Here is an 18451-nt window from a genome sequence, read left to right on the forward strand (position 1 = left end):
GGCGACACGGCGGCTTCGTGAGACGTGAGGCGGCCGCCGGCTCCGCTCCGGCCTAAACCAGATCGCGCAGACGATGCTTGAGGATTTTGCCGGTCGATGCCGCCGGCAGCGCAGCCAGCACGCGTACTTCGGCAGGACGTTTATACGGCGCCAGACGCTCGCCGCACCACGCGATCAATTGCGCCGGCGTGACCTTGGCCGCGGCTCTCAGTTCGACGAACGCAATCACTTCCTCGTTGCCTTCTACCGCCCGCCCGATCACCGCCGATTGCACGACGTCCGCATGCGCGTTCAGCACGTGCTCGACTTCCGCCGGATACACGTTGAAGCCGGAGCGGATGATCAACTCCTTGCTGCGCCCGACGATATGCAGCGCGCCGTCGAGGTCCTGGCGCGCGAGATCGCCGGTTTTCAGCCAGCCGTCTTCGGTCACCGTCGCCTGGGTTTGTGCCGGATTGCGGTAATAGCCGAGCATCACGTTCGGTCCGCGCACCCACAGCTCGCCGATTTCCCCTGGCGCGGCGTCCACCCCTTCGAGCGTGACGAAGCGCACTTCGACGCCGGGAATCGCGTGACCGACCGAGCAATCGCTGCGCGGCGTGTCGAGCATGGTCTGGGCGACGGTCGGACTGCTCTCGGTCATCCCGTAGCCGTTGTGTAGCGCGAGCCCATAGACGCGTTCGACATGCGCCTTCAGCGCCGCGTCGAGCGGCGAGCCGCCCGAGTAGGCAAAGCGCAACTGCGGCGCGGACCACGCATGGCCTTGCGTCTGCAGATGTTCGAGCAACTTGGCGTGCATTGCGGGGACGCCCTGGAAGATCGATACGCGTTCTTCGGCGAGCGCGCGGCGCACGGCATCCGGGGCGAAACGCGGCGCGAGCCGCAAGGTGGCGCCCGCGTACAGGCTGCCGAGGCACACCGAGGCGAAGCCGTAGACGTGTGACAGAGGCAGCACGGCGTACACCACGTCGTGCGGACCGACTCCGCGCAGGCCGCTCGAAATCGCCGCGATAAACAGCAGGTTGCGATGCGACAGCATCACGCCCTTAGGCGCGCCGGTGGTGCCTGTCGTGTAGATCAGCGCGGCGCACTGGCGCTCGCTTGCTGCCTCGACCGGCTCGGTCTCTGCGGTATCGTCACGCGCAAAGGCCCATGCGCCGATGTCGGGCGCGAGCGTGGGCGCCATGGCAGCGCCGTGGCGTAGCGCATGTTGCTGCGCATCGGGCGAGCTTTCCACCGCGTAGGCGACAAGACGCGGCCTGGCATGCGCGCGAATCGCGTCGAGTTCGGCGGCGGACAGGCGTGCGTTCGACACGAGCGCCCACGCGTCGAGCTTCGCGGCGGCGAACAGCAACACTACCTGCGCGATGCTGTTTTCCGCCACGATCATCACGCGATCGCCGCCGCGCACGCCCCATTCGCGCAGCAATTGCGCGGTGGCTTCTACGGCTTCGAGCAGTTGCGCATTCGTCAGGCGGCGCGCGTCTTCGATCAGCGCGACGTGCTGCGGATCGCGCGCAGCGGCCAGCGCTGGAATTTCGGAGATGCGCCGGGGCAGTGCGGCCAGCAGGCGGGGCACGTCGATGGCGCTGCGTGCGGGCGAATCGAAAGTCAACGCGGTCTCCTTGAAACAAAGGCATCCGCACGCCGCGCGGCGGATGATTTGCGAACGATCGTGCCACAGCCGCCGGAGGCGCACAATTGGCCGTTCGGCCAATAGCCGTTGCGCGACGCCACTATTACAATGCGCCGATGAGCAAATTCAGACACGTTTCCGAAACGCCTGCGACGCAGTTTTTGCGCCGCCACGGCGTCGCGTTCGGCGAGCATCCTTACGACTATGTGGAGCATGGCGGCACCGCGGAATCGGCGCGCCAGCTCGGGGTCGACGAGCATCAGGTGGTCAAGACGCTCGTCATGGAAGACGAACATGCCAAGCCGCTGATCGTGCTGATGCACGGCGACCGCACCGTCTCCACCAAGAACCTCGCGCGACAGATCGGCGCAAAACGGGTCGAGCCGTGCAAGCCCGAAGTGGCGAACCGGCACTCGGGCTACCTGATCGGCGGCACCTCGCCGTTCGGCACCCGCAAGGCGATGCCGGTGTATGTCGAGTCGAGTATCCTCGAACTTGAACGGATCTGGCTGAACGGCGGGCGGCGCGGGTTTCTCGTCAGTATCGAACCCGCCGTGCTGAGCGCGCTGCTGGAGGCGAAACCGGTGCAATGCGCGAGTGTCGATTGACGCGGCGAAGCGACCGGCCAGCCGCGCGTTTTCGTGCCAAGCCTCTGCGAAAGTGGCTGGTCGCGCGGGTCCGGTTCGGTAGAATGTTCGCCATTTCGCTTTAGCTGCGGGTGGCATGTTGCATCTGCGGCACCTGTTGCACCCATTGCGCTTTCCGATACCTATAAGAGACCCCTGATGCAAAACCTGATCGTCGCCGTCGTCGCCTATCTGATCGGTTCGGTGTCGTTTGCCGTGATCGTCAGTTCCGTGATGGGCCTCGCCGACCCGCGCTCCTATGGCTCGAAGAATCCCGGCGCCACCAATGTGCTGCGCAGCGGCAACAAGACAGCCGCAGTTTTGACGCTGCTCGGCGACGCGTTCAAGGGCTGGCTTGCCGTGTGGCTCGTCAGCCACTTCGGCCCGCATTACGGCCTCGACGACACGGCGATCGCGCTGGCTGCCATTGCCGTGTTCCTTGGTCATCTGTATCCGGTGTTCTTCCGCTTCAAGGGCGGCAAAGGTGTGGCGACGGCAGCGGGCGTGTTGCTGGCCATCAATCCTGTGCTCGGGATTGCTACCTTGCTGACCTGGTTGATCGTCGCGTTTTTTACCCGCTACTCGTCGCTGGCGGCGCTCGCCGCGGCGGTGTTCGCGCCGCTTTTCGACGGCTTTCTGTTCGGCGCGAACATCATTGCGCTGGCGATCGTCGCGATGAGCTCGCTGCTGGTGTGGCGCCATCGCGGCAACATCGCGAAGCTGATGGCGGGGCAGGAAAGCCGCATCGGCGACAAGAAGAAGGCCGAGGCTCAGGCGGCCGCGAAGCGGCACTGAAGACAGCCGGCTCTTCGGGCGCCACAGCGTCAGAGGACGCTGTGATGCACAGCGGTGGCAGGCGATCTGGACATGCCGCCACCCTGGCTTCGCGCCCGCCGGGCCCGTTCGCCTTAATCGCGGAAGTTGTTGAAGTCGAGCGGCGTATCCGTCACATCCTTGCGCAGCAGCGCGATCACGCTTTGCAGGTCGTCGCGCTTGGTGCCGTTCACGCGCACCGCGTCGCCCTGAATGCTCGCCTGAACCTTGATTTTGCTGTCTTTCACAAGCCTGACGATTTTCTTCGCCAGGTCGCCCGATACGCCTTTCTTCACGGTGACGACCTGCTTCACCTTGTCGCCGCCCACCTTCTCGATCTTGCCGTAGTCGAGAAAGCGCACGTCCACATTGCGCTTGGCCATTTTCGACACCATCACGTCCTTGACCTGGCCGAGCTTGAAGTCGTCGTCGGCGTACAGCGTCAATTCGTGCTCCTTGTGCTCGACGCGCGCGTCCGAGCCCTTGAAGTCGAAACGGGTGGAAATTTCCTTGTTGGACTGCTCGATCGCGTTCTTGACTTCGATCATGTTCGCTTCGCAAACGACGTCAAACGATGGCATTGCTTTCTCCCAATAGTGCCGCGGTGCGTGGCGCCGCCGGACGGCTGCGCACGATGCACTCGCTATAATCACGAACCGGACGTCATTTTACCGACGCCTTACTCTTTTGCCCAAGGCCGCTGCGGATGACCGCCCGGCCCGCCGCAGACGCCCCTCATATTCCGATGTCCCCGATGTCTCATCAGCCCGACTCCCCATCCTTCCTCGCCGACTATCCGCTGCAGCCGCACAACACGTTTGGTTTCGACGTGCGCGCGCGTCTGGCATGCCGCATCGAGCGCGAGGCGCAATTGCTGGCCGCGGTGCGCGACCCGCGCGCGGCGGGCTTGCGCCGGCTGGTGCTGGGCGGCGGCAGCAACATTGTGCTGACCGGCGACTTCGACGGCCTCGTGCTGCTGGTGGCGCTGCGCGGCCATCGTCTTGCGCGTGAAGACAACGAAGCCTGGTACGTCGAGGCGTCGGCCGGCGAAAACTGGCACGACTTCGTCGCCTGGACGCTCGCACAGGGGATGCCCGGACTCGAAAACCTCGCGCTGATTCCGGGGACGGTGGGCGCGGCGCCGATCCAGAACATCGGCGCTTACGGTCTGGAGATGTGCGAGCGCTTCGCGTCGCTGCGTGCCGTGGAACTGGCGAGCGGCGAGGTGCTTGAACTGGACGCCGCTGCGTGCCGGTTCGGCTATCGCGACAGTTCTTTCAAGCGCGAAGGGCGCGACCGTTTTGTGATTACGTCGGTGACCTTTCGCTTGCCGAAGGCTTGGGTGCCGCGTGCCAGTTACGCGGACATCGCGCGGGAACTGGCCGCCGAAGGCCATGGTGACACATCGCCGAGCGCGCAGGCGATTTTCGACGCCGTCGTGGCAGTGCGGCGCGCCAAGTTGCCCGATCCGGCGCAACTCGGCAATGCCGGCAGTTTCTTCAAGAATCCGGTGATCGATGCCGCGCAGTTCGCGGCCTTGCAACGGCGCGAGCCTGAAGTGGTGTCGTACCGGCAAGCGGACGGCACGGTGAAACTCGCCGCCGGCTGGCTGATCGACCGTTGCGGCTGGAAAGGGCGCGCCATGGGCGCGGCGGCCGTGCACGACCGTCAGGCGCTGGTGCTGGTGAACCGCGGCGGCGCGAGCGGCGCCGCGGTGCTCGAATTGGCCCGCGCCATTCAGCGTGACGTGCGCGAGCGGTTCGGCGTGGAGCTGGAGGCCGAGCCGGTCTGTCTGTAGTCCCGCGCGGTCTTGGGACATGCGCGGCGCGTTCGTGACAGCCTGCCTCGTATTCAGGCCCCGTCGCGCTTCGCGCACACCCTCGCTCAGTGATTCAGCTTGCCGAGCAGCAGAAATTCCATCAATGCCTTTTGCACGTGCAGACGGTTTTCCGCTTCGTCCCACACGACGCTTTGCGGCCCGTCGATCACTTCCGCGCTGACTTCCTCGCCGCGGTGGGCGGGCAGGCAGTGCATGAAGAGTGCGTCGGCATTGGCGCAAGCCATCATCTCGGCATCCACGCACCAGTCGGCGAATGCTTTTTTGCGCGTTTCGTTTTCCGCCTCGAAGCCCATGCTGGTCCACACGTCGGTGGTGACCAGATCGGCGCCGGCACAGGCTTGGTTCGGATCGTCGAATTCTTCGAAGAAGGGGGCGCTTTCCGCCGCCACTATTGCGTGGTCGAGCTTGTAGCCCGGCGGTGTGGACAGGCGCAGCTTGAAGCCGAGAATCTGCGCCGCCTCGATCCACGTGTAGAGCATATTGTTGGCGTCGCCGACCCACGCCACCGTCTTGCCGCGAATCGGGCCGCGATGTTCGAAATACGTGAAGATATCAGCCAGCACCTGACAGGGGTGATACTCATTGGTCAAGCCATTGATGACCGGTACGCGTGAATTTTCAGCAAAGCGCGTGAGAATGTCCTGGCCGAATGTGCGGATCATGATGATGTCTACCATCCGCGAGATGACTTGCGCCGCGTCTTCGATCGGTTCACCGCGACCCAGTTGCGTATCGCGCGTGCTCATGAAGACGGCATGGCCGCCGAGCTGGAAGATACCCGCTTCGAACGACAGGCGCGTGCGCGTCGAGTTTTTCTCGAAGATCATCGCAAGCGTGCGGTCGTGGAGCGGATGGTAGGTCTCGTAGTTTTTGAACTTGCGCTTCAGAATGCGCGCGCGTTCAAGCACGTACTCGTAATCTTCCAGGGAGAAATCCTTGAACTGCAGGTAATGGCGAATTTTCTTGGCGGTCATGAAACAAATACGGCGGTCTCACCCGGCGAAATTGCCGGACTGTGCCGCCGTCGTTTGTGGTAACTCCATGCAGCATAAAGGATTTTGACCGCTTTGACGAGTTGGCGGGACGGCAGGCTGGGCATTCCTGGCAGGCTGCTCAGCATGTAGGAGTGTTCTTGTGTGCAGTGCGGAAAAGGGTCGGCTGAGCTATAATCTCGGGGTTTCCCAACAGCCCGGCAAGCAGGTTGCATGCTTGCTGGACACGGCTCGCGCGCCCGGAAGTCTCTCCTCGCGGTGCGCCGTCATGACGATTGCCGAGGTGGCCTTGGCCGGCACCGCGGCCGTGGGCGGGAAGGTCCGCGAGGTCGTGTACGACGTGTTCAGTTAGCCGTTCAGGCAGCCGCATTCGCCGGCATTTTGCTGGGCAAGTCACATAGGTATTCCTACATGGCCGAAGAAGCTCCAACCGAATTTTTCATTCAGGGTGTCACCAAGAGCGGAAAAATATTTCGGCCGAGCGACTGGTCGGAGCGTCTCGCGGGGGTGATGTCCATGTTCGGGCCGGGGGCAAAAAAGGGGCCAAACGCCTACATGCAGTACTCGTTGTACGTCCGTCCCACGATCCTCGACAATCTCAAGTGTGTGATTCTCGATTCGCGGCTGCGCGACATCGAGCCCATGGCCTTCGATTTCGTCATGAACTTCGCCAAGGACAACGATCTCGTCGTGACCGAAGCGTGCGAACTGCCGCCACATCACGGCACGCAGGTGGCGTTGAAGGCTGGCAAGTAGAAGGAGCGGGCGCTAGCAGAAAGGCGTTGGTTTGTCGCGCTGCCGGGCCGTGCGGTCAAGCCTGGACCAGAATCGGATAGAGCAGCCAGAAGGCGAACGGAAAAAAGAACGCGAACGAAAAAATGACAAGACCCGCTCGAGCGGGTTTTTTTATGCCTGTGCGCTGTTGTGCCTATGCCTGTTGCAGACACGGCGCGCCGGCCATCTGCACCGCCGCTTATCCGCACGCCGCCCAAACAAAAAAGCCCGCCAGAGCGGGCTTTCATGACGACGCAGCGGAAACAGGAGGTAGCCCACCGAAGCGGGCTGACCGGATTTACTGCGCTGCGGGCGCTTGCAGACCCTTGATGGCTGCAGCGAGGCGGCTCTTATGGCGAGCTGCCTTGTTCTTGTGAACGATTTTCTTGTCGGCGATGATGTCGATCGTCTTCGACGACGACAGGAAGATCTCAGCGGCCTTAGCCTTGTCGCCGGCGTCGATCGCCTTGCGAACAGCCTTGATTGCCGTGCGGAACTTCGAGCGCAGCGCCGAGTTGTGCGAGTTTGCTTTCGCGGCCTGACGGGCGCGCTTGCGTGCTTGTGCGGAGTTAGCCATGACGGTTCCTTATCCTGTTCCTGTTTCCAGTACCTGACCTTCGAGTGGCCGGGTGCTGCTTTTAGATCGAACTCCTGGAAGCGATTGCCCAAGAGCGCAAAAAGTGTCGAAATTACTGATCCAGCTACACCAAATCAGGCTCATTTCAGCTGGCATTGGAAGGGTGCCCGAGGTATCTCGTAAGCGTCCTTAATGCCGCCCGAAAATTGAGCGAGCTTCGAAACCGGCGATTATAGCAACAAAAACAAGCACGTGGCAAACGGAAATGCGCGATCCGGGGCGCGAGTGTCGTCGTGACGCGTCGCTCAAACTGCCTGGCGGGGATGCGCGGCGAACGTCTGCGCGGCAAATCGGTCCGATTCGGGTCCTGGTTGATAGCCCGCCTGTGCGGCACCCGTATAATAAGCGCCCCATGAATCTATTCCGAGCCCTCCTGACGGTCAGCGGCTTCACGCTGCTGTCCCGCGTGACCGGACTGGCCCGCGAAACGCTGATCGCCCGCGCGTTCGGCGCCAGTCAGTTTACCGACGCGTTTTACGTCGCTTTCCGTATTCCCAACCTGCTGCGCCGGATTTCCGCGGAAGGCGCGTTTTCGCAGGCGTTCGTGCCGATTCTTGCCGAATTCAAGAATCAGCAGGGACACGACGCGACCAAGGCGCTCGTCGACGCCACCTCGACCGTGCTCGCCTGGGCGCTCGCCATTCTCTCGCTGCTCGGCGTGGTGGGGGCCTCGGGCGTGGTGTACGTGGTGGCTTCCGGCCTCGCGCACGATGGTCAGGCTTATCCGCTTGCCGTCACGATGACGCGCATCATGTTCCCGTACATCGTGTTCATCTCGCTGACGTCGCTGGCCTCGGGCGTGCTGAATACTTACAAGAACTTTTCGTTGCCCGCGTTTGCGCCCGTGCTGCTGAACGTGGCGTTCATCGTCGGGGCCGTGTTCGTCGCGCCGCATATGAAGACGCCGGTGTATGCGCTGGCGTGGGCGGTGATCGTCGGCGGGGTGCTGCAGTTTCTGGTGCAGTTGCCTGGCCTCAAGAAGATCGACATGGTGCCGCGCATCGGCTGGGATCCGGTGCGCGCGCTCGCGCATCGCGGCGTCAAGCGCGTGCTGTCGAAAATGGTGCCGGCCATGTTCGCGGTGTCGGTGGCGCAGATCAGCCTCATCATTAATACGAACATTGCATCGCGTATCGGACCCGGCGCGGTCTCGTGGATCAATTACGCCGACCGCCTGATGGAATTTCCCACGGCGCTGCTGGGCGTCGCGCTCGGCACGATCCTGCTGCCGAGCCTCTCCAAGGCCCACGTCGACGCCGATCCGCAAGAGTATTCGTCGCTGCTCGACTGGGGCTTGCGCGTGACCTTTCTGCTGGCCGCGCCGAGCGCGATCGCGCTGTTTTTCTTCGCCGAGCCGCTGACGGCGACGCTATTCCACTACGGCAAGTTCGACGGCCACTCGGTGGTGATGGTGGGCCGCGCGCTGGCGGCATATGGCGTCGGGTTGATCGGGCTCATTCTCATCAAGATTCTCGCGCCCGGTTTCTACGCCAAGCAGGACATCAAGACGCCGGTGAAGATCGGCATCGGCGTGTTGATCGTCACGCAGTTGAGCAACTTCGTGTTCGTGCCGATCTTTGCGCATGCCGGTTTGACGCTGAGCGTCGGGCTCGGCGCCTGCATGAACGCGCTGCTGCTGTTCATCGGCTTGCGCCGGCGCGGCATCTATATGCCGTCGAGCGGTTGGCTGGTTTTCTTCGTGCAGATGATCGGCGCCTGCCTCGTGCTCGCGGGCGTGATGCACTGGTTCGCCATCAGCTTTGACTGGATCGGCCTGCATGCGCAACCGCTCGCGCGCATCGTCTTGCTCGCCGCGTGCCTCGTTCTGTTCGCTGCGCTATATTTCGGTATGCTTTGGCTGATGGGCTTCAAATACGCGTATTTCAGAAGGCGAGTGAAGTGATCACCACGACGCGGGTTCTCGACTATTTCAGCACGCTGGTCGCCGAAGACGACAGCCTGCCTCTCACCGAGGCAGCGCTTTCGCTCGCACAGGACGCCTATCCCGATCTCGATCTGCAAGGCACGCTCGCCGAGATTGACGAGCTGGTGGTGCGCCTGCAGCGCCGCATGCCGGCCGACGCCGATATCAAGCAGAAGGTCGGCATCCTGAACCGCTTTTTCTTCCGCGAGCTGGGCTTCGGCAGCAACCTCAACGATTACTACGATCCCGACAACAGTCATCTGAATGTCGTGCTCAAACGGCGCCGTGGCATTCCGATTTCGCTCGCCGTGCTGTATCTGGAAATGGCGGAGCAGATTGGCGTGCCGGTGCGCGGTGTGTCGTTTCCGGGACATTTCCTGCTGCGCGTGACGACGCCCGATGGCGACGTAATGCTCGATCCGACCACCGGGCATTCGCTGTCCGAGTCGGAGATGGTTGAGATGCTGGAGCCGTATGTGGCGTCGGCGGGCGAGTCGGTCAGCCGCGCCCTGCGAATGCTGCTGCAGCCGGCCACGCGCCGCGAGATCATTGCGCGAATGCTGGGTAATCTGAAGTCCACCTATCTTCAGACGGAACGCTGGCAACGTTTGCTGGCCGTGCAGCAACGGCTGGTGATTTTGTTGCCGGAGAGCATCGAGGAAGTGCGCGACCGCGGCTTCGCTTATGCGCGGCTCGATTATCTGCGCCCGGCGCTCGAAGATCTGGAGCGCTATCTAGGCGACCGGCCGGATGCCGATGACGCCACCGTCGTCGAATCGCAACTGCATGAGCTAAGGCAACGCACGCAGCATAACGATCGCGACTGACGCGGGCGCTTCGATTCGATTCGTCTAATGGATGCATGGGGCGCGGCCTGGTTCGGCCCGCCGCTCCATGCATTCGGCTCATCCCGCCGTGTTACTTCGGCTGCATCCGGATCGCGCCGTCCAGACGGATCACTTCGCCATTGAGCATCGGGTTATCGAATATCTGCTTGGCGAGCATCGCGTATTCCACAGGTTTGCCCAGACGCGGGGGGAACGGCACCATCGCCCCGAGCGCGTCCTGCACGTCCTGCGGCATGCCGAGCAGCATCGGCGTTTCGAAGATGCCCGGGGCAATCGTCATCACGCGAATTGCGTTGCGCGACAAATCACGGGCGACAGGCAATGTCATGCCCACCACGCCGCTCTTCGACGCCGCATAGGCCGCCTGGCCGATCTGGCCATCAAACGCCGCAACCGACGCCGTGTTGACGATCACACCACGTTCGCCGAGCGCATTCGGTTCGTTCTTCGCCATCGCCGCAGCGGCGAGGCGGATCATGTTGAACGTGCCGATCAGGTTGATCGAGATGGTGCGCGAAAACGACTCCAACGGATGCGGGCCGTCCTTGCCGACGGTCTTGATGGCCGGCGCCACGCCCGCGCAGTTGATCAGGCCACGCAGCGTGCCGAGCCGGGTTGCTGCTTCGACGGCTTGAATGCCGTCTTCCTCGCGGCTTACATCGCACTTGACGAACACGCCGCCCAACTCCTGCGCGAGCGCCGTGCCGGCGTCCTGATTGAGGTCGGCCACCACGATCTTGCCGCCTTCCGCAGCGAACAGGCGCGCGGTTGCCGCGCCGAGGCCGGACGCGCCGCCGGTGATCAGGAACACATTGTCACGAATCTCCATGTCTTCTCCTTTGCTTCAGTTCGTTAATCTGCACGATCGAATATCTTTTCGATAATCGATTGTAACGGCTGTGCTGCAGCAGCGGATGGCGAAAGAGCAGCGGCGCATGCGCCGGTAGGGCGAATCGAATGCGGGAAACCGTTTTGATTTGGATAACTGATTAATAAGGCTGCGCATTAAAGTGCACACACGCAAAATAAAAAACCCGCCTGTGAAGGCGGGTCTTTTTGCATTGCGGCTTACTGGCGCGTTGCGTGTGCTTTGATCAAACTAAAACAAAGTGGTCGGCGCCTGATTTCAACGCGTGATTACTTCAACGCCTCGAACACGCGGGCGCGAATTTCATCCACTGTGCCGAGGCCGGAAATGGCCCGGTACTGCGGCGCCTTCAAACTGCTCGAAGCGTCGCCGTTCTTCGCCCACGTGGTGTAGTACTCGATCAGCGGCTTGGTCTGCGCAACGTAGACGTCCAGACGCTTCTTGACGGTTTCTTCCTTGTCGTCGTCGCGCTGGATTAGCGGTTCACCCGTCACGTCGTCGGTGTTCTCGACCTTCGGCGGATTGAACTTGACGTGATACGTGCGGCCCGACGCGGCATGCACGCGGCGTCCGCTCATACGCACAATGATCTCGTCGAACGGCACGTCGATTTCCAGCACGTAGTCGATGGCGACGCCGGCATGCTTCATGGCTTCGGCTTGCGGCAGCGTGCGCGGAAAACCGTCGAACAGATAGCCGTTCGCGCAGTCCGCTTCTTTCAGACGTTCCTTGACGAGGTTGATGATCAGCTCGTCCGACACCAGTTCGCCGGCATCCATGAAACGCTTTGCTTCAACGCCGAGCGGCGTACCGGCTTTAACGGCCGCACGCAGCATGTCGCCGGTGGAAATTTGCGGAATGCCGAACTTCTCTTTGATAAAGGTCGCCTGGGTGCCTTTGCCCGCTCCGGGGGCACCCAACAGGATCAAACGCATGTGATATCTCCAGATCTATGTGAATTCTTGCGCGGCGCAACGCTTGGGCTGATTCGCAAGCGTATCTGCGCGTTGGGTTCAGGGGGCCTGTATCGAACTGGCGCAATGCGCCTCGCGCGGCACATCTATGACGACGGCGCTGCGAGGGGGATAGCGGGACGACCGGGCAAACCCTGACGAACGATCATTGCAGATGGTGCGCACAACCGTTTGATTATGCCATGGGTTTTTACGCCGACGGACCGAATAACGACCTTACGCGGGCGAGATCGGCGGGCGTGTCGACGCCCGGCAGCGGCGCCTCGCGGGTGACGAGCACGGCGATCCGCTCGCCATGCCACATGGCGCGCAGTTGCTCGAGCGCCTCGACCTGTTCGATCGGCGAGATCGTCAGACTCGGGTAGGAGCGCAGAAACTTTGCGCGATAGGCGTACAGCCCGATATGCCGGTAGACCGTTGCGGGCGCGGGCGGCGCGGGCATGGCGGCGACATCCGGCCAGTGTGGCTGATACGCGTCGCGCGCCCAGGGAATCGGCGCGCGCGAGAAGTACAGCGCAACGCCGCGCGCATCGAGTACGACCTTGACGACGTTCGGATTGAAGATCTCGGCGGGGTCGGTGATCGGATGGGCGGCGGTCGCAATCGCACATGCGTGGCTCGCCGCGAGGTGCGACGCAACGCCGCACACCAGCGCGGGATCGATTAGCGGTTCGTCGCCCTGCACGTTCACCACGATCGTTTCGTCGCTCCAGCCGAAATGCGCCGCGACTTCCGCGAGGCGGTCGGTGCCGGACGGATGATCGGCGCGCGTGAGCATGGCTTCGATGCCGTGCTCGCGGGCGACGTCGAGCACCGACTGTGCATCCGATGCAATCAGTACATGCTGCGCGCCCGAGGCGAGCGCGCGTTCGGCGACGCGCACGACCATCGGCTTGCCGCCGATGTCGGCGAGCGGCTTGTCGGGCAGACGCGTGGAAGCAAGGCGCGCCGGTACGACGGCGATAAACGGCGGGGCGGCGGATGCAGGAGTAGCTTGAGTCATCGGAGAAACTGCGGTTTTATGCGCCGGGTGCGGGATTGAGCGGCTCGACCGGCGTGCCTTCCACCGTTTGACGGGCTTCGTCCACCAGCATCACGGGGATACCGTCGCGGATCGGGTAGGCCAGCTTGTCCGCGATGCAAATGAGCTCCTGCGCCGGACGGTCGTAGCTGAGCGGGCCCTTGCAGATGGGGCAGACGAGAATTTCAAGCAGGCGAGCGTCCACGGAGTTTCTCCACAACTAATTCGATGAGGCGATGATCGAGCGCAGCTTCAACCGGGACTACCCAGATGCGCGCGTCGTGCCAGGCCCCTAATTTTACCGCATCCTTTTCGGTGACCAGGATCGCGTCGGCGGCGACGTCCACGAATGGATTGCTGCTGAAACTGTAATGATCCGGCAGCGCGCGGGTCTCGGGCGTCAGGCCGGCGGCGCGCAAGGTTGCGAAAAAGCGCTCCGGCGCGCCGATCCCGGCCGCGGCCAGCACGCGTTCGCCGCTGAACTGGGCGAGCGGGCGGCGCAGCGACGGATTGCCGAGATGCCATGCGTCGCCTGGCGTGAGCGCGAGCGCGAAGGTGTTCGGCCACGGCGGCAGCGTGCGTTCGTATGGGCTGTTGACGAGCGTCGCATCGCGGCGGCGCGACAGCGGCTCGCGCAACGGGCCGGCCGGCAGCAGGAAGCCATTGCCGCCCAGACGATGGTCGAACACGACGATTTCGGCGTCGCGCGCGAGGCGGTAATGCTGCAGGCCGTCGTCGCTGACGATCACATCGACTTCACGATGCGCGGCGCACAGCGCCTGGGCGGCCGCGACGCGGTCCGGACAGACCCAGACCGGCGCGCCGGTGCGGCGGGCGATCAGCAAGGGCTCGTCGCCGCCGTCCTGTGGCGACGAGGCGGCTGTGATCGCGGTTGGCCGGTTCACGCGCGCGCCATAGCCGCGCGACACGACACCCGGATGGAAGCCGGCGCCCCGCAGGGCTTCGACAAGCGCGATTACCGTGGGCGTCTTGCCGGTGCCGCCGACCGTCACGTTGCCGACCACCACCACCGGCACGCCGACGCTCACCCGTTTCATCCAGCCAAGCGAGAACGCGGCGCGGCGCGCGGCGGCGATAGCGCCGAATAGGCAGGCGAACGGCAGCAGCCCCCACGCAAGCGGGCCGCGTTGCCGCCATTCGCTCGCGAGGCGCGTTTCGATGCGGGCTTTGAGGCCGCTCATGGGGCCGAGGCCGCGGTAAGTGGCGACAGCCGTAGCGGCGACAGTTCAAATGTCGCGGTGAAGAGGCTCAGTAGCAACGCGTTTTCTCCAGGCGAAAACCAGCGGGACAAGTCGGACGGTACAACGGCGGCGCAACTGACGCGGGAAGGGCGACGAGGCAAAAGGCGCTCTGCGCCTGAGCTTCCATGCCTCGGTTTCGCGCACGGCTCATGATGCCCTTTAAACCCGGCACTCTAGCGCGCGGGTGTCGTGCGCGGCAAGTCGCGAAGAATGCGGCGACGTTATTGGCAGGGCCAATTGACGCGTCGACAGAGGTCTCACAGCCTGTGGATAACTTTGTGGAGAACCCGCCGTCGGCGAGGCTGGAAGGCCCGATCCGCGCGGGTCCTGTCGGCACGCTATCGCATTAACGAGATATAAAACACATATAAATCAATGGTTTGCTTCGATGCCATGGGGCTCCGCGAGGGACTTGACAGGCGTTAGAAAGATTCTCCCGACATGTGGACACTTTTAACAATTGGTACGACGTGCTGGACGTGGATGGCCGCTCGGTCTATCGTCTGTCCGGCCTGTCATCCCTATTCCTCGCATGAACTCCGAAAGTCCTTTTTCGTCCGCTGCTACGTCGGGTGGTGATGTCGTCGTGCCGGTCTCGGCGCTCAACCGCGCTATCGGCACGATGCTCGAACGCTCGTTCCCGCTCGTCTGGGTGGCGGGCGAAGTGTCGAATTTCACGCGCGCCGCCAGCGGCCACTGGTATTTCTCGATCAAGGACGCCCAGGCGCAGATGCGCTGCGTCATGTTCCGCGGCCGCGCGCAGCATGCCGAATTCACGCCGCGCGAAGGCGACCGCATCGAAGTGCGGGCGCTGGTCACGATGTACGAGCCGCGCGGCGAACTGCAACTCAACGTCGAGGCAGTGCGCCGGACCGGGCAGGGGCGGCTTTACGAAGCCTTCCTGAAACTCAAGGCGCAACTCGAAGCGGAGGGGCTGTTTGCCGCCGAACGCAAGCGGCCATTGCCGGCGCATCCGCGCTCGATTGGCATTGTCACGTCATTGCAGGCTGCCGCGTTGCGCGACGTGCTGACCACGCTGCAACGACGCGCGCCGCATATTCCGGTGATCGTCTATCCGGCGCCGGTGCAAGGCGTGGGCGTGAGCGCGAAACTCGCGGCGATGGTCGAAACAGCGAACGCGCGGCGCGAGGTCGACGTGTTGATCGTGTGCCGCGGCGGCGGATCGATCGAAGATCTGTGGGCCTTCAACGAAGAAGTGCTGGCGCGTGCGATTGCCGAAAGCCGCGTGCCGGTGGTGAGCGGCGTCGGTCACGAAACCGATTTCACGATTGCCGATTTTGCCGCCGACGTGCGCGCGCCGACTCCAACGGGCGCGGCCGAGCTCGTCAGTCCGCAACGCGTGCTGTTGCTGCGCGACCTCGACCACCGTCACGCGACGCTCGCGCGCGGCTTTGGCCGCATGATGGAACGGCGGGCGCAGCAACTGGACTGGCTCGCGCGCCGGCTCGTTTCGCCATCCGAGCGGCTCGCGCGGCAACGCACGCACCTGCAACAACTCAGTGTGCGGCTCGCTTCAGCAGGGGCGCGTCCGGTGCGCGATGCCCGAGCACGTTTTTCGCTGCTGCAGATGCGCTGGCAACGCTGGCGCCCGGACCTCGCCGCGCATCGCGCCACCTTGAACACGCTCGCACAGCGTCTCGACGATGCCGTGCTGCGTCAGCACGAACGCCAGACGGCGCGCGTGACGACGCTCGCCGCGCGTCTCGAGGTGCTGAGTCCGCAACGCACGCTCGAGCGCGGCTATGCGGCTCTGCTCGACGCCAACAACGGCCGCGCGGTGCGTACGCCGGGCTCGCTCAAGCCCGGACGGCGACTCACCGTGCATCTCGCCGAAGGCGCCGCGGACATCACGCTGGCCGATGTGCAGGCACGTCTGGCGGATGGATTCTGATACACCTGCCGGGAGCATGGCCGGGTCGTACATTTGACCGTGACAAGCGTGTGGCGTGAGCACTAATTACGTCATTCAGGCGCGTTTTCGCGGATGCCGGGCATAAAGTCCGCTCGTTTGCGGGGTTATTCCAAGTCGCCTACAATCGAGTGCTCTACAGCGTTATCCTCAGACTGACCCCCCACACACAGATAGAAGGAAAGCACCATGGAACATACGCTCCCGCCGCTGCCGTTTGCAAAGAACGCTCTCGCTCCGAACATGTCGGAAGAGACGCTCGAATACCACTACGGCAAGCATCACCAGACCTATGTGACTAACCTGAACAATCTGATCAAGGGCACGGAGTTCGAGAACCTGTCGCTTGAAGAGATCGTCAAGAAGGCATCGGGCGGTGTCTTCAATAACGCTGCGCAAGTCTGGAATCACACGTTCTTCTGGAACAGCCTGTCGCCGCAAGGTGGCGGTGCACCGAAGGGCGCGCTCGCTGACGCGATCAACGCGAAGTGGGGTTCCTTCGACAAGTTCAAGGAAGAATTCGCCAAGACCGCGGTCGGCACGTTCGGCTCGGGCTGGGCATGGCTCGTGAAGAAGGCAGACGGTTCGCTCGACCTCGTGTCGACCAGCAACGCCGCCACGCCGCTGACCACGGACGCGAAGGCACTCCTGACGATTGACGTGTGGGAACACGCGTACTACATCGACTATCGCAATGCTCGTCCGAAGTTCGTCGAAGCGTACTGGAACATCGTGAACTGGGACTTTGCTGCGAAGAATTTCGCGTAAGGTTTAAACGCGGTAACGAAAGTGAAAGCCCTCATTCGAGGGCTTTCTGCTTTCTGCTTTCTGGTTTTTGCTTTTCGGTGTTTAGACCGTTGAGTGAACCGTCGCCACCGCGATGGCGAGCGCTACTCGACTCCCGCCACACCGCGGCGGGACGTGCTGGCGAATACGTAGCAATCTCTCGCGAGATTTCCGAATGCAGGGAGCACTAGCCATTTGTGCAATGTCCCCTCACACCGAAATCCCAGTTTCTCCAGAACCCGCCGTGAGCCGGTGTTTTCGACATCACATACTGTCCAGATTCGTTGGACGTCAGGCGAGCGCCAAAGCGCCGAAACCGCAGCCTGGCCCGCTTCGGCTACGAGTCCGCGTCCCCAGAACCGTTCGCTGATTCCAAAGTGAATTTCGGTCTTGTGTCCGTCGGGAATGACAACAAACAAGCCGATCGGTTCATCGTCGTCGAGAGTGCTAATAACCCAGGAAAACGGCGCATCCGCTTGATTCCACGCGCTGATGCACCACTTTTCGAGCATCGCTTCGGTGTGCGCGACATCCTTGTGGGGGCGCCTTTGCAGAAAGCGTGAGCAATTCTGGGCGCCCGTGTAATTCCGGAACAGGACAGGGGCATCGCCCTGACGCGCACGACGCAGACGCAGGCGCTCTGTCAGCAGTTCAACTCGATCTTTCATCCTGCTCCTCCGCACGGTATGCGCCGTCTGTTACGGCGGCACCAGGATAGCAGATCGTTCAGGCCTATCTTTTGGGTCCGGGAATTTGTCCAAGACGCCCGGGTGCGCCGCGCGCGAAGTCCAGCAGCATTACGTCCTGCCCGGCGTCCGCAGCGACTTCAAGTCCGAGCGGGAGTTGATTGCCCGTTTCAGGATTCACGCAGCGTTCGGCCTTTCGGTCTCAGAGGCAAGCCTCAGCGCGTTTGCAATGCCATCTTTCAGCAGTTGCGTAGACAATTCCTTATCAGGAACGATGCGGGAAAGCTGCAGCGTGCCGACCATCACAGCCCAGATGGCACTCGCCGTCCTCAAGCGTGTTTTAGCGCCGACCTTTGAAGGCAGGCGATTCGCAATGCGCTGGATAAACTCTGCGGTCTTGTCGGCAACGGTCGCGCGCGTATCGGCCGGTCGATTTTTCAGCTCTGATGCAAGCGCTGACACAACGCAACCCATTCCTGGATTGTCTCGGTGCTCGACGCTCAGATAGCGTTCCACAATTAATTTGAGGCTGGTTTTACCGTCGTCGTCCAGAGCGCCGAACATACGGAATAGGGTTTGGTCCGCGGCGCATGCAATGGCTTCTCCGACCAACTCTTCCTTCGACTTGAAGTGGCTGTAAAAGCCACCGACGGTCAGACCGGCGCTTTCCATTACGGCGGCAACACCGATTTTCTCAATGCCTTCTTCGCGGAAGAGCTTCGAGGCTATCTTGACAATATGGCCGTGCGTTTCGTCTTTGTGGCCTTTGGCGTAGCGCATGATTTCTTGCTCCCTGGCTGGCGAGACAGCCGTCGATAGTTAAACGAAAGCGCT

19 protein-coding genes are annotated in these 18451 nt (G+C 62.6%); 8 read left to right on the forward strand and 11 right to left on the reverse strand.

Annotated elements, in window-relative coordinates:
• Window positions 1–52: 52 nt before the first annotated feature.
• Window positions 53–1615, reverse strand: a complete 1563-nt coding sequence (locus FQ755_RS36435; RefSeq protein ID WP_144162966.1) for a class I adenylate-forming enzyme family protein — start codon at window positions 1613–1615, stop codon at window positions 53–55.
• A gap of 137 nt (window positions 1616–1752) precedes the next feature.
• Between FQ755_RS36435 and ybaK the strand changes: the two genes are divergently transcribed.
• Both ybaK and plsY read left to right on the forward strand, forming a co-directional pair.
• Entirely contained in the window at window positions 1753–2244 is a 492-nt protein-coding gene (ybaK, locus tag FQ755_RS36440) for a Cys-tRNA(Pro) deacylase (RefSeq protein ID WP_144162968.1), read from the forward strand.
• 177 nt (window positions 2245–2421) lie between these two features.
• Window positions 2422–3057: a glycerol-3-phosphate 1-O-acyltransferase PlsY gene (gene plsY / locus FQ755_RS36445; protein ID WP_144162970.1), complete on the forward strand. Its 636-nt coding sequence runs from the start codon at window positions 2422–2424 to the stop codon at window positions 3055–3057.
• A 113-nt stretch (window positions 3058–3170) separates the two neighbouring features.
• Here plsY and FQ755_RS36450 read toward each other — a convergent pair whose 3' ends face one another.
• A complete protein-coding gene (locus tag FQ755_RS36450; RefSeq protein WP_144162972.1) occupies window positions 3171–3656 on the reverse strand; it encodes a YajQ family cyclic di-GMP-binding protein in 486 nt (161 codons plus the stop codon).
• Between the two features lie 173 nt (window positions 3657–3829).
• Between FQ755_RS36450 and murB the strand changes: the two genes are divergently transcribed.
• Window positions 3830–4873 (forward strand): UDP-N-acetylmuramate dehydrogenase, encoded by a 1044-nt coding sequence (gene murB, locus FQ755_RS36455; RefSeq protein ID WP_144162974.1) that lies wholly within the window; start codon window positions 3830–3832, stop codon window positions 4871–4873.
• 86 nt (window positions 4874–4959) lie between these two features.
• Here the strand turns inward: murB and argF are convergent, their stop codons facing one another.
• Complete coding sequence (argF, locus tag FQ755_RS36460; protein WP_144162976.1) at window positions 4960–5889, reverse strand: ornithine carbamoyltransferase; 930 nt, start codon at window positions 5887–5889, stop codon at window positions 4960–4962.
• Between the two features lie 429 nt (window positions 5890–6318).
• Here argF and FQ755_RS37745 point away from each other — a divergent pair, with 429 nt between their 5' ends.
• A complete protein-coding gene (locus FQ755_RS37745; RefSeq protein ID WP_186308760.1) occupies window positions 6319–6663 on the forward strand; it encodes a DUF3579 domain-containing protein in 345 nt (114 codons plus the stop codon).
• Between the two features lie 316 nt (window positions 6664–6979).
• On the opposite strand, the gene rpsT is transcribed toward FQ755_RS37745, so the two are convergent.
• Window positions 6980–7258: a 30S ribosomal protein S20 gene (gene rpsT, locus FQ755_RS36470; RefSeq protein ID WP_074300617.1), complete on the reverse strand. Its 279-nt coding sequence runs from the start codon at window positions 7256–7258 to the stop codon at window positions 6980–6982.
• 412 nt (window positions 7259–7670) lie between these two features.
• Between rpsT and murJ the strand changes: the two genes are divergently transcribed.
• A complete protein-coding gene (gene murJ, locus FQ755_RS36475) occupies window positions 7671–9221 on the forward strand; it encodes a murein biosynthesis integral membrane protein MurJ (protein WP_144162980.1) in 1551 nt (516 codons plus the stop codon).
• Window positions 9218–10069, forward strand: a complete 852-nt coding sequence (locus FQ755_RS36480) for a SirB1 family protein (protein WP_144162982.1) — start codon at window positions 9218–9220, stop codon at window positions 10067–10069. Before murJ ends, FQ755_RS36480 begins: the two co-directional genes overlap by 4 nt.
• Before the next feature lie 91 nt (window positions 10070–10160).
• Here FQ755_RS36480 and FQ755_RS36485 read toward each other — a convergent pair whose 3' ends face one another.
• The 5 genes from FQ755_RS36485 to lpxK all read right to left on the reverse strand — a co-directional run bounded on the left by FQ755_RS36485 (window position 10161) and on the right by lpxK (window position 14155).
• A complete protein-coding gene (locus FQ755_RS36485; protein WP_144162984.1) occupies window positions 10161–10919 on the reverse strand; it encodes a 3-hydroxyacyl-CoA dehydrogenase in 759 nt (252 codons plus the stop codon).
• 308 nt (window positions 10920–11227) lie between these two features.
• On the reverse strand, window positions 11228–11893 hold the full coding sequence (adk, locus tag FQ755_RS36490) for an adenylate kinase (RefSeq protein ID WP_144162986.1): 666 nt from the start codon (window positions 11891–11893) through the stop codon (window positions 11228–11230).
• A 229-nt stretch (window positions 11894–12122) separates the two neighbouring features.
• Window positions 12123–12935 (reverse strand): 3-deoxy-manno-octulosonate cytidylyltransferase, encoded by an 813-nt coding sequence (kdsB, locus tag FQ755_RS36495; RefSeq protein ID WP_144162988.1) that lies wholly within the window; start codon window positions 12933–12935, stop codon window positions 12123–12125.
• A gap of 16 nt (window positions 12936–12951) precedes the next feature.
• A complete protein-coding gene (locus FQ755_RS36500; protein ID WP_144162990.1) occupies window positions 12952–13158 on the reverse strand; it encodes a Trm112 family protein in 207 nt (68 codons plus the stop codon).
• Complete coding sequence (gene lpxK, locus FQ755_RS36505; protein ID WP_144162992.1) at window positions 13139–14155, reverse strand: tetraacyldisaccharide 4'-kinase; 1017 nt, start codon at window positions 14153–14155, stop codon at window positions 13139–13141. Before lpxK ends, FQ755_RS36500 begins: the two co-directional genes overlap by 20 nt.
• Before the next feature lie 592 nt (window positions 14156–14747).
• Here lpxK and xseA point away from each other — a divergent pair.
• On the forward strand, window positions 14748–16127 hold the full coding sequence (gene xseA, locus FQ755_RS36510; protein ID WP_144162994.1) for an exodeoxyribonuclease VII large subunit: 1380 nt from the start codon (window positions 14748–14750) through the stop codon (window positions 16125–16127).
• Window positions 16128–16334: 207 nt separating this feature from the next.
• On the forward strand, window positions 16335–16913 hold the full coding sequence (sodB, locus tag FQ755_RS36515) for a superoxide dismutase [Fe] (RefSeq protein ID WP_144162996.1): 579 nt from the start codon (window positions 16335–16337) through the stop codon (window positions 16911–16913).
• Between the two features lie 122 nt (window positions 16914–17035).
• Here sodB and FQ755_RS36520 read toward each other — a convergent pair whose 3' ends face one another.
• Window positions 17036–17599, reverse strand: a complete 564-nt coding sequence (locus FQ755_RS36520; RefSeq protein WP_144162998.1) for a GNAT family N-acetyltransferase — start codon at window positions 17597–17599, stop codon at window positions 17036–17038.
• 195 nt (window positions 17600–17794) lie between these two features.
• Window positions 17795–18397, reverse strand: a complete 603-nt coding sequence (locus FQ755_RS36525; RefSeq protein WP_144163000.1) for a TetR/AcrR family transcriptional regulator — start codon at window positions 18395–18397, stop codon at window positions 17795–17797.
• Between the last annotated feature and the right edge of the window lie 54 nt (window positions 18398–18451).

This window comes from Paraburkholderia sp. BCC1885 (genome assembly GCF_900996235.1).
In the GTDB taxonomy this organism is placed as follows: Bacteria; Pseudomonadota; Gammaproteobacteria; order Burkholderiales; family Burkholderiaceae; genus Paraburkholderia.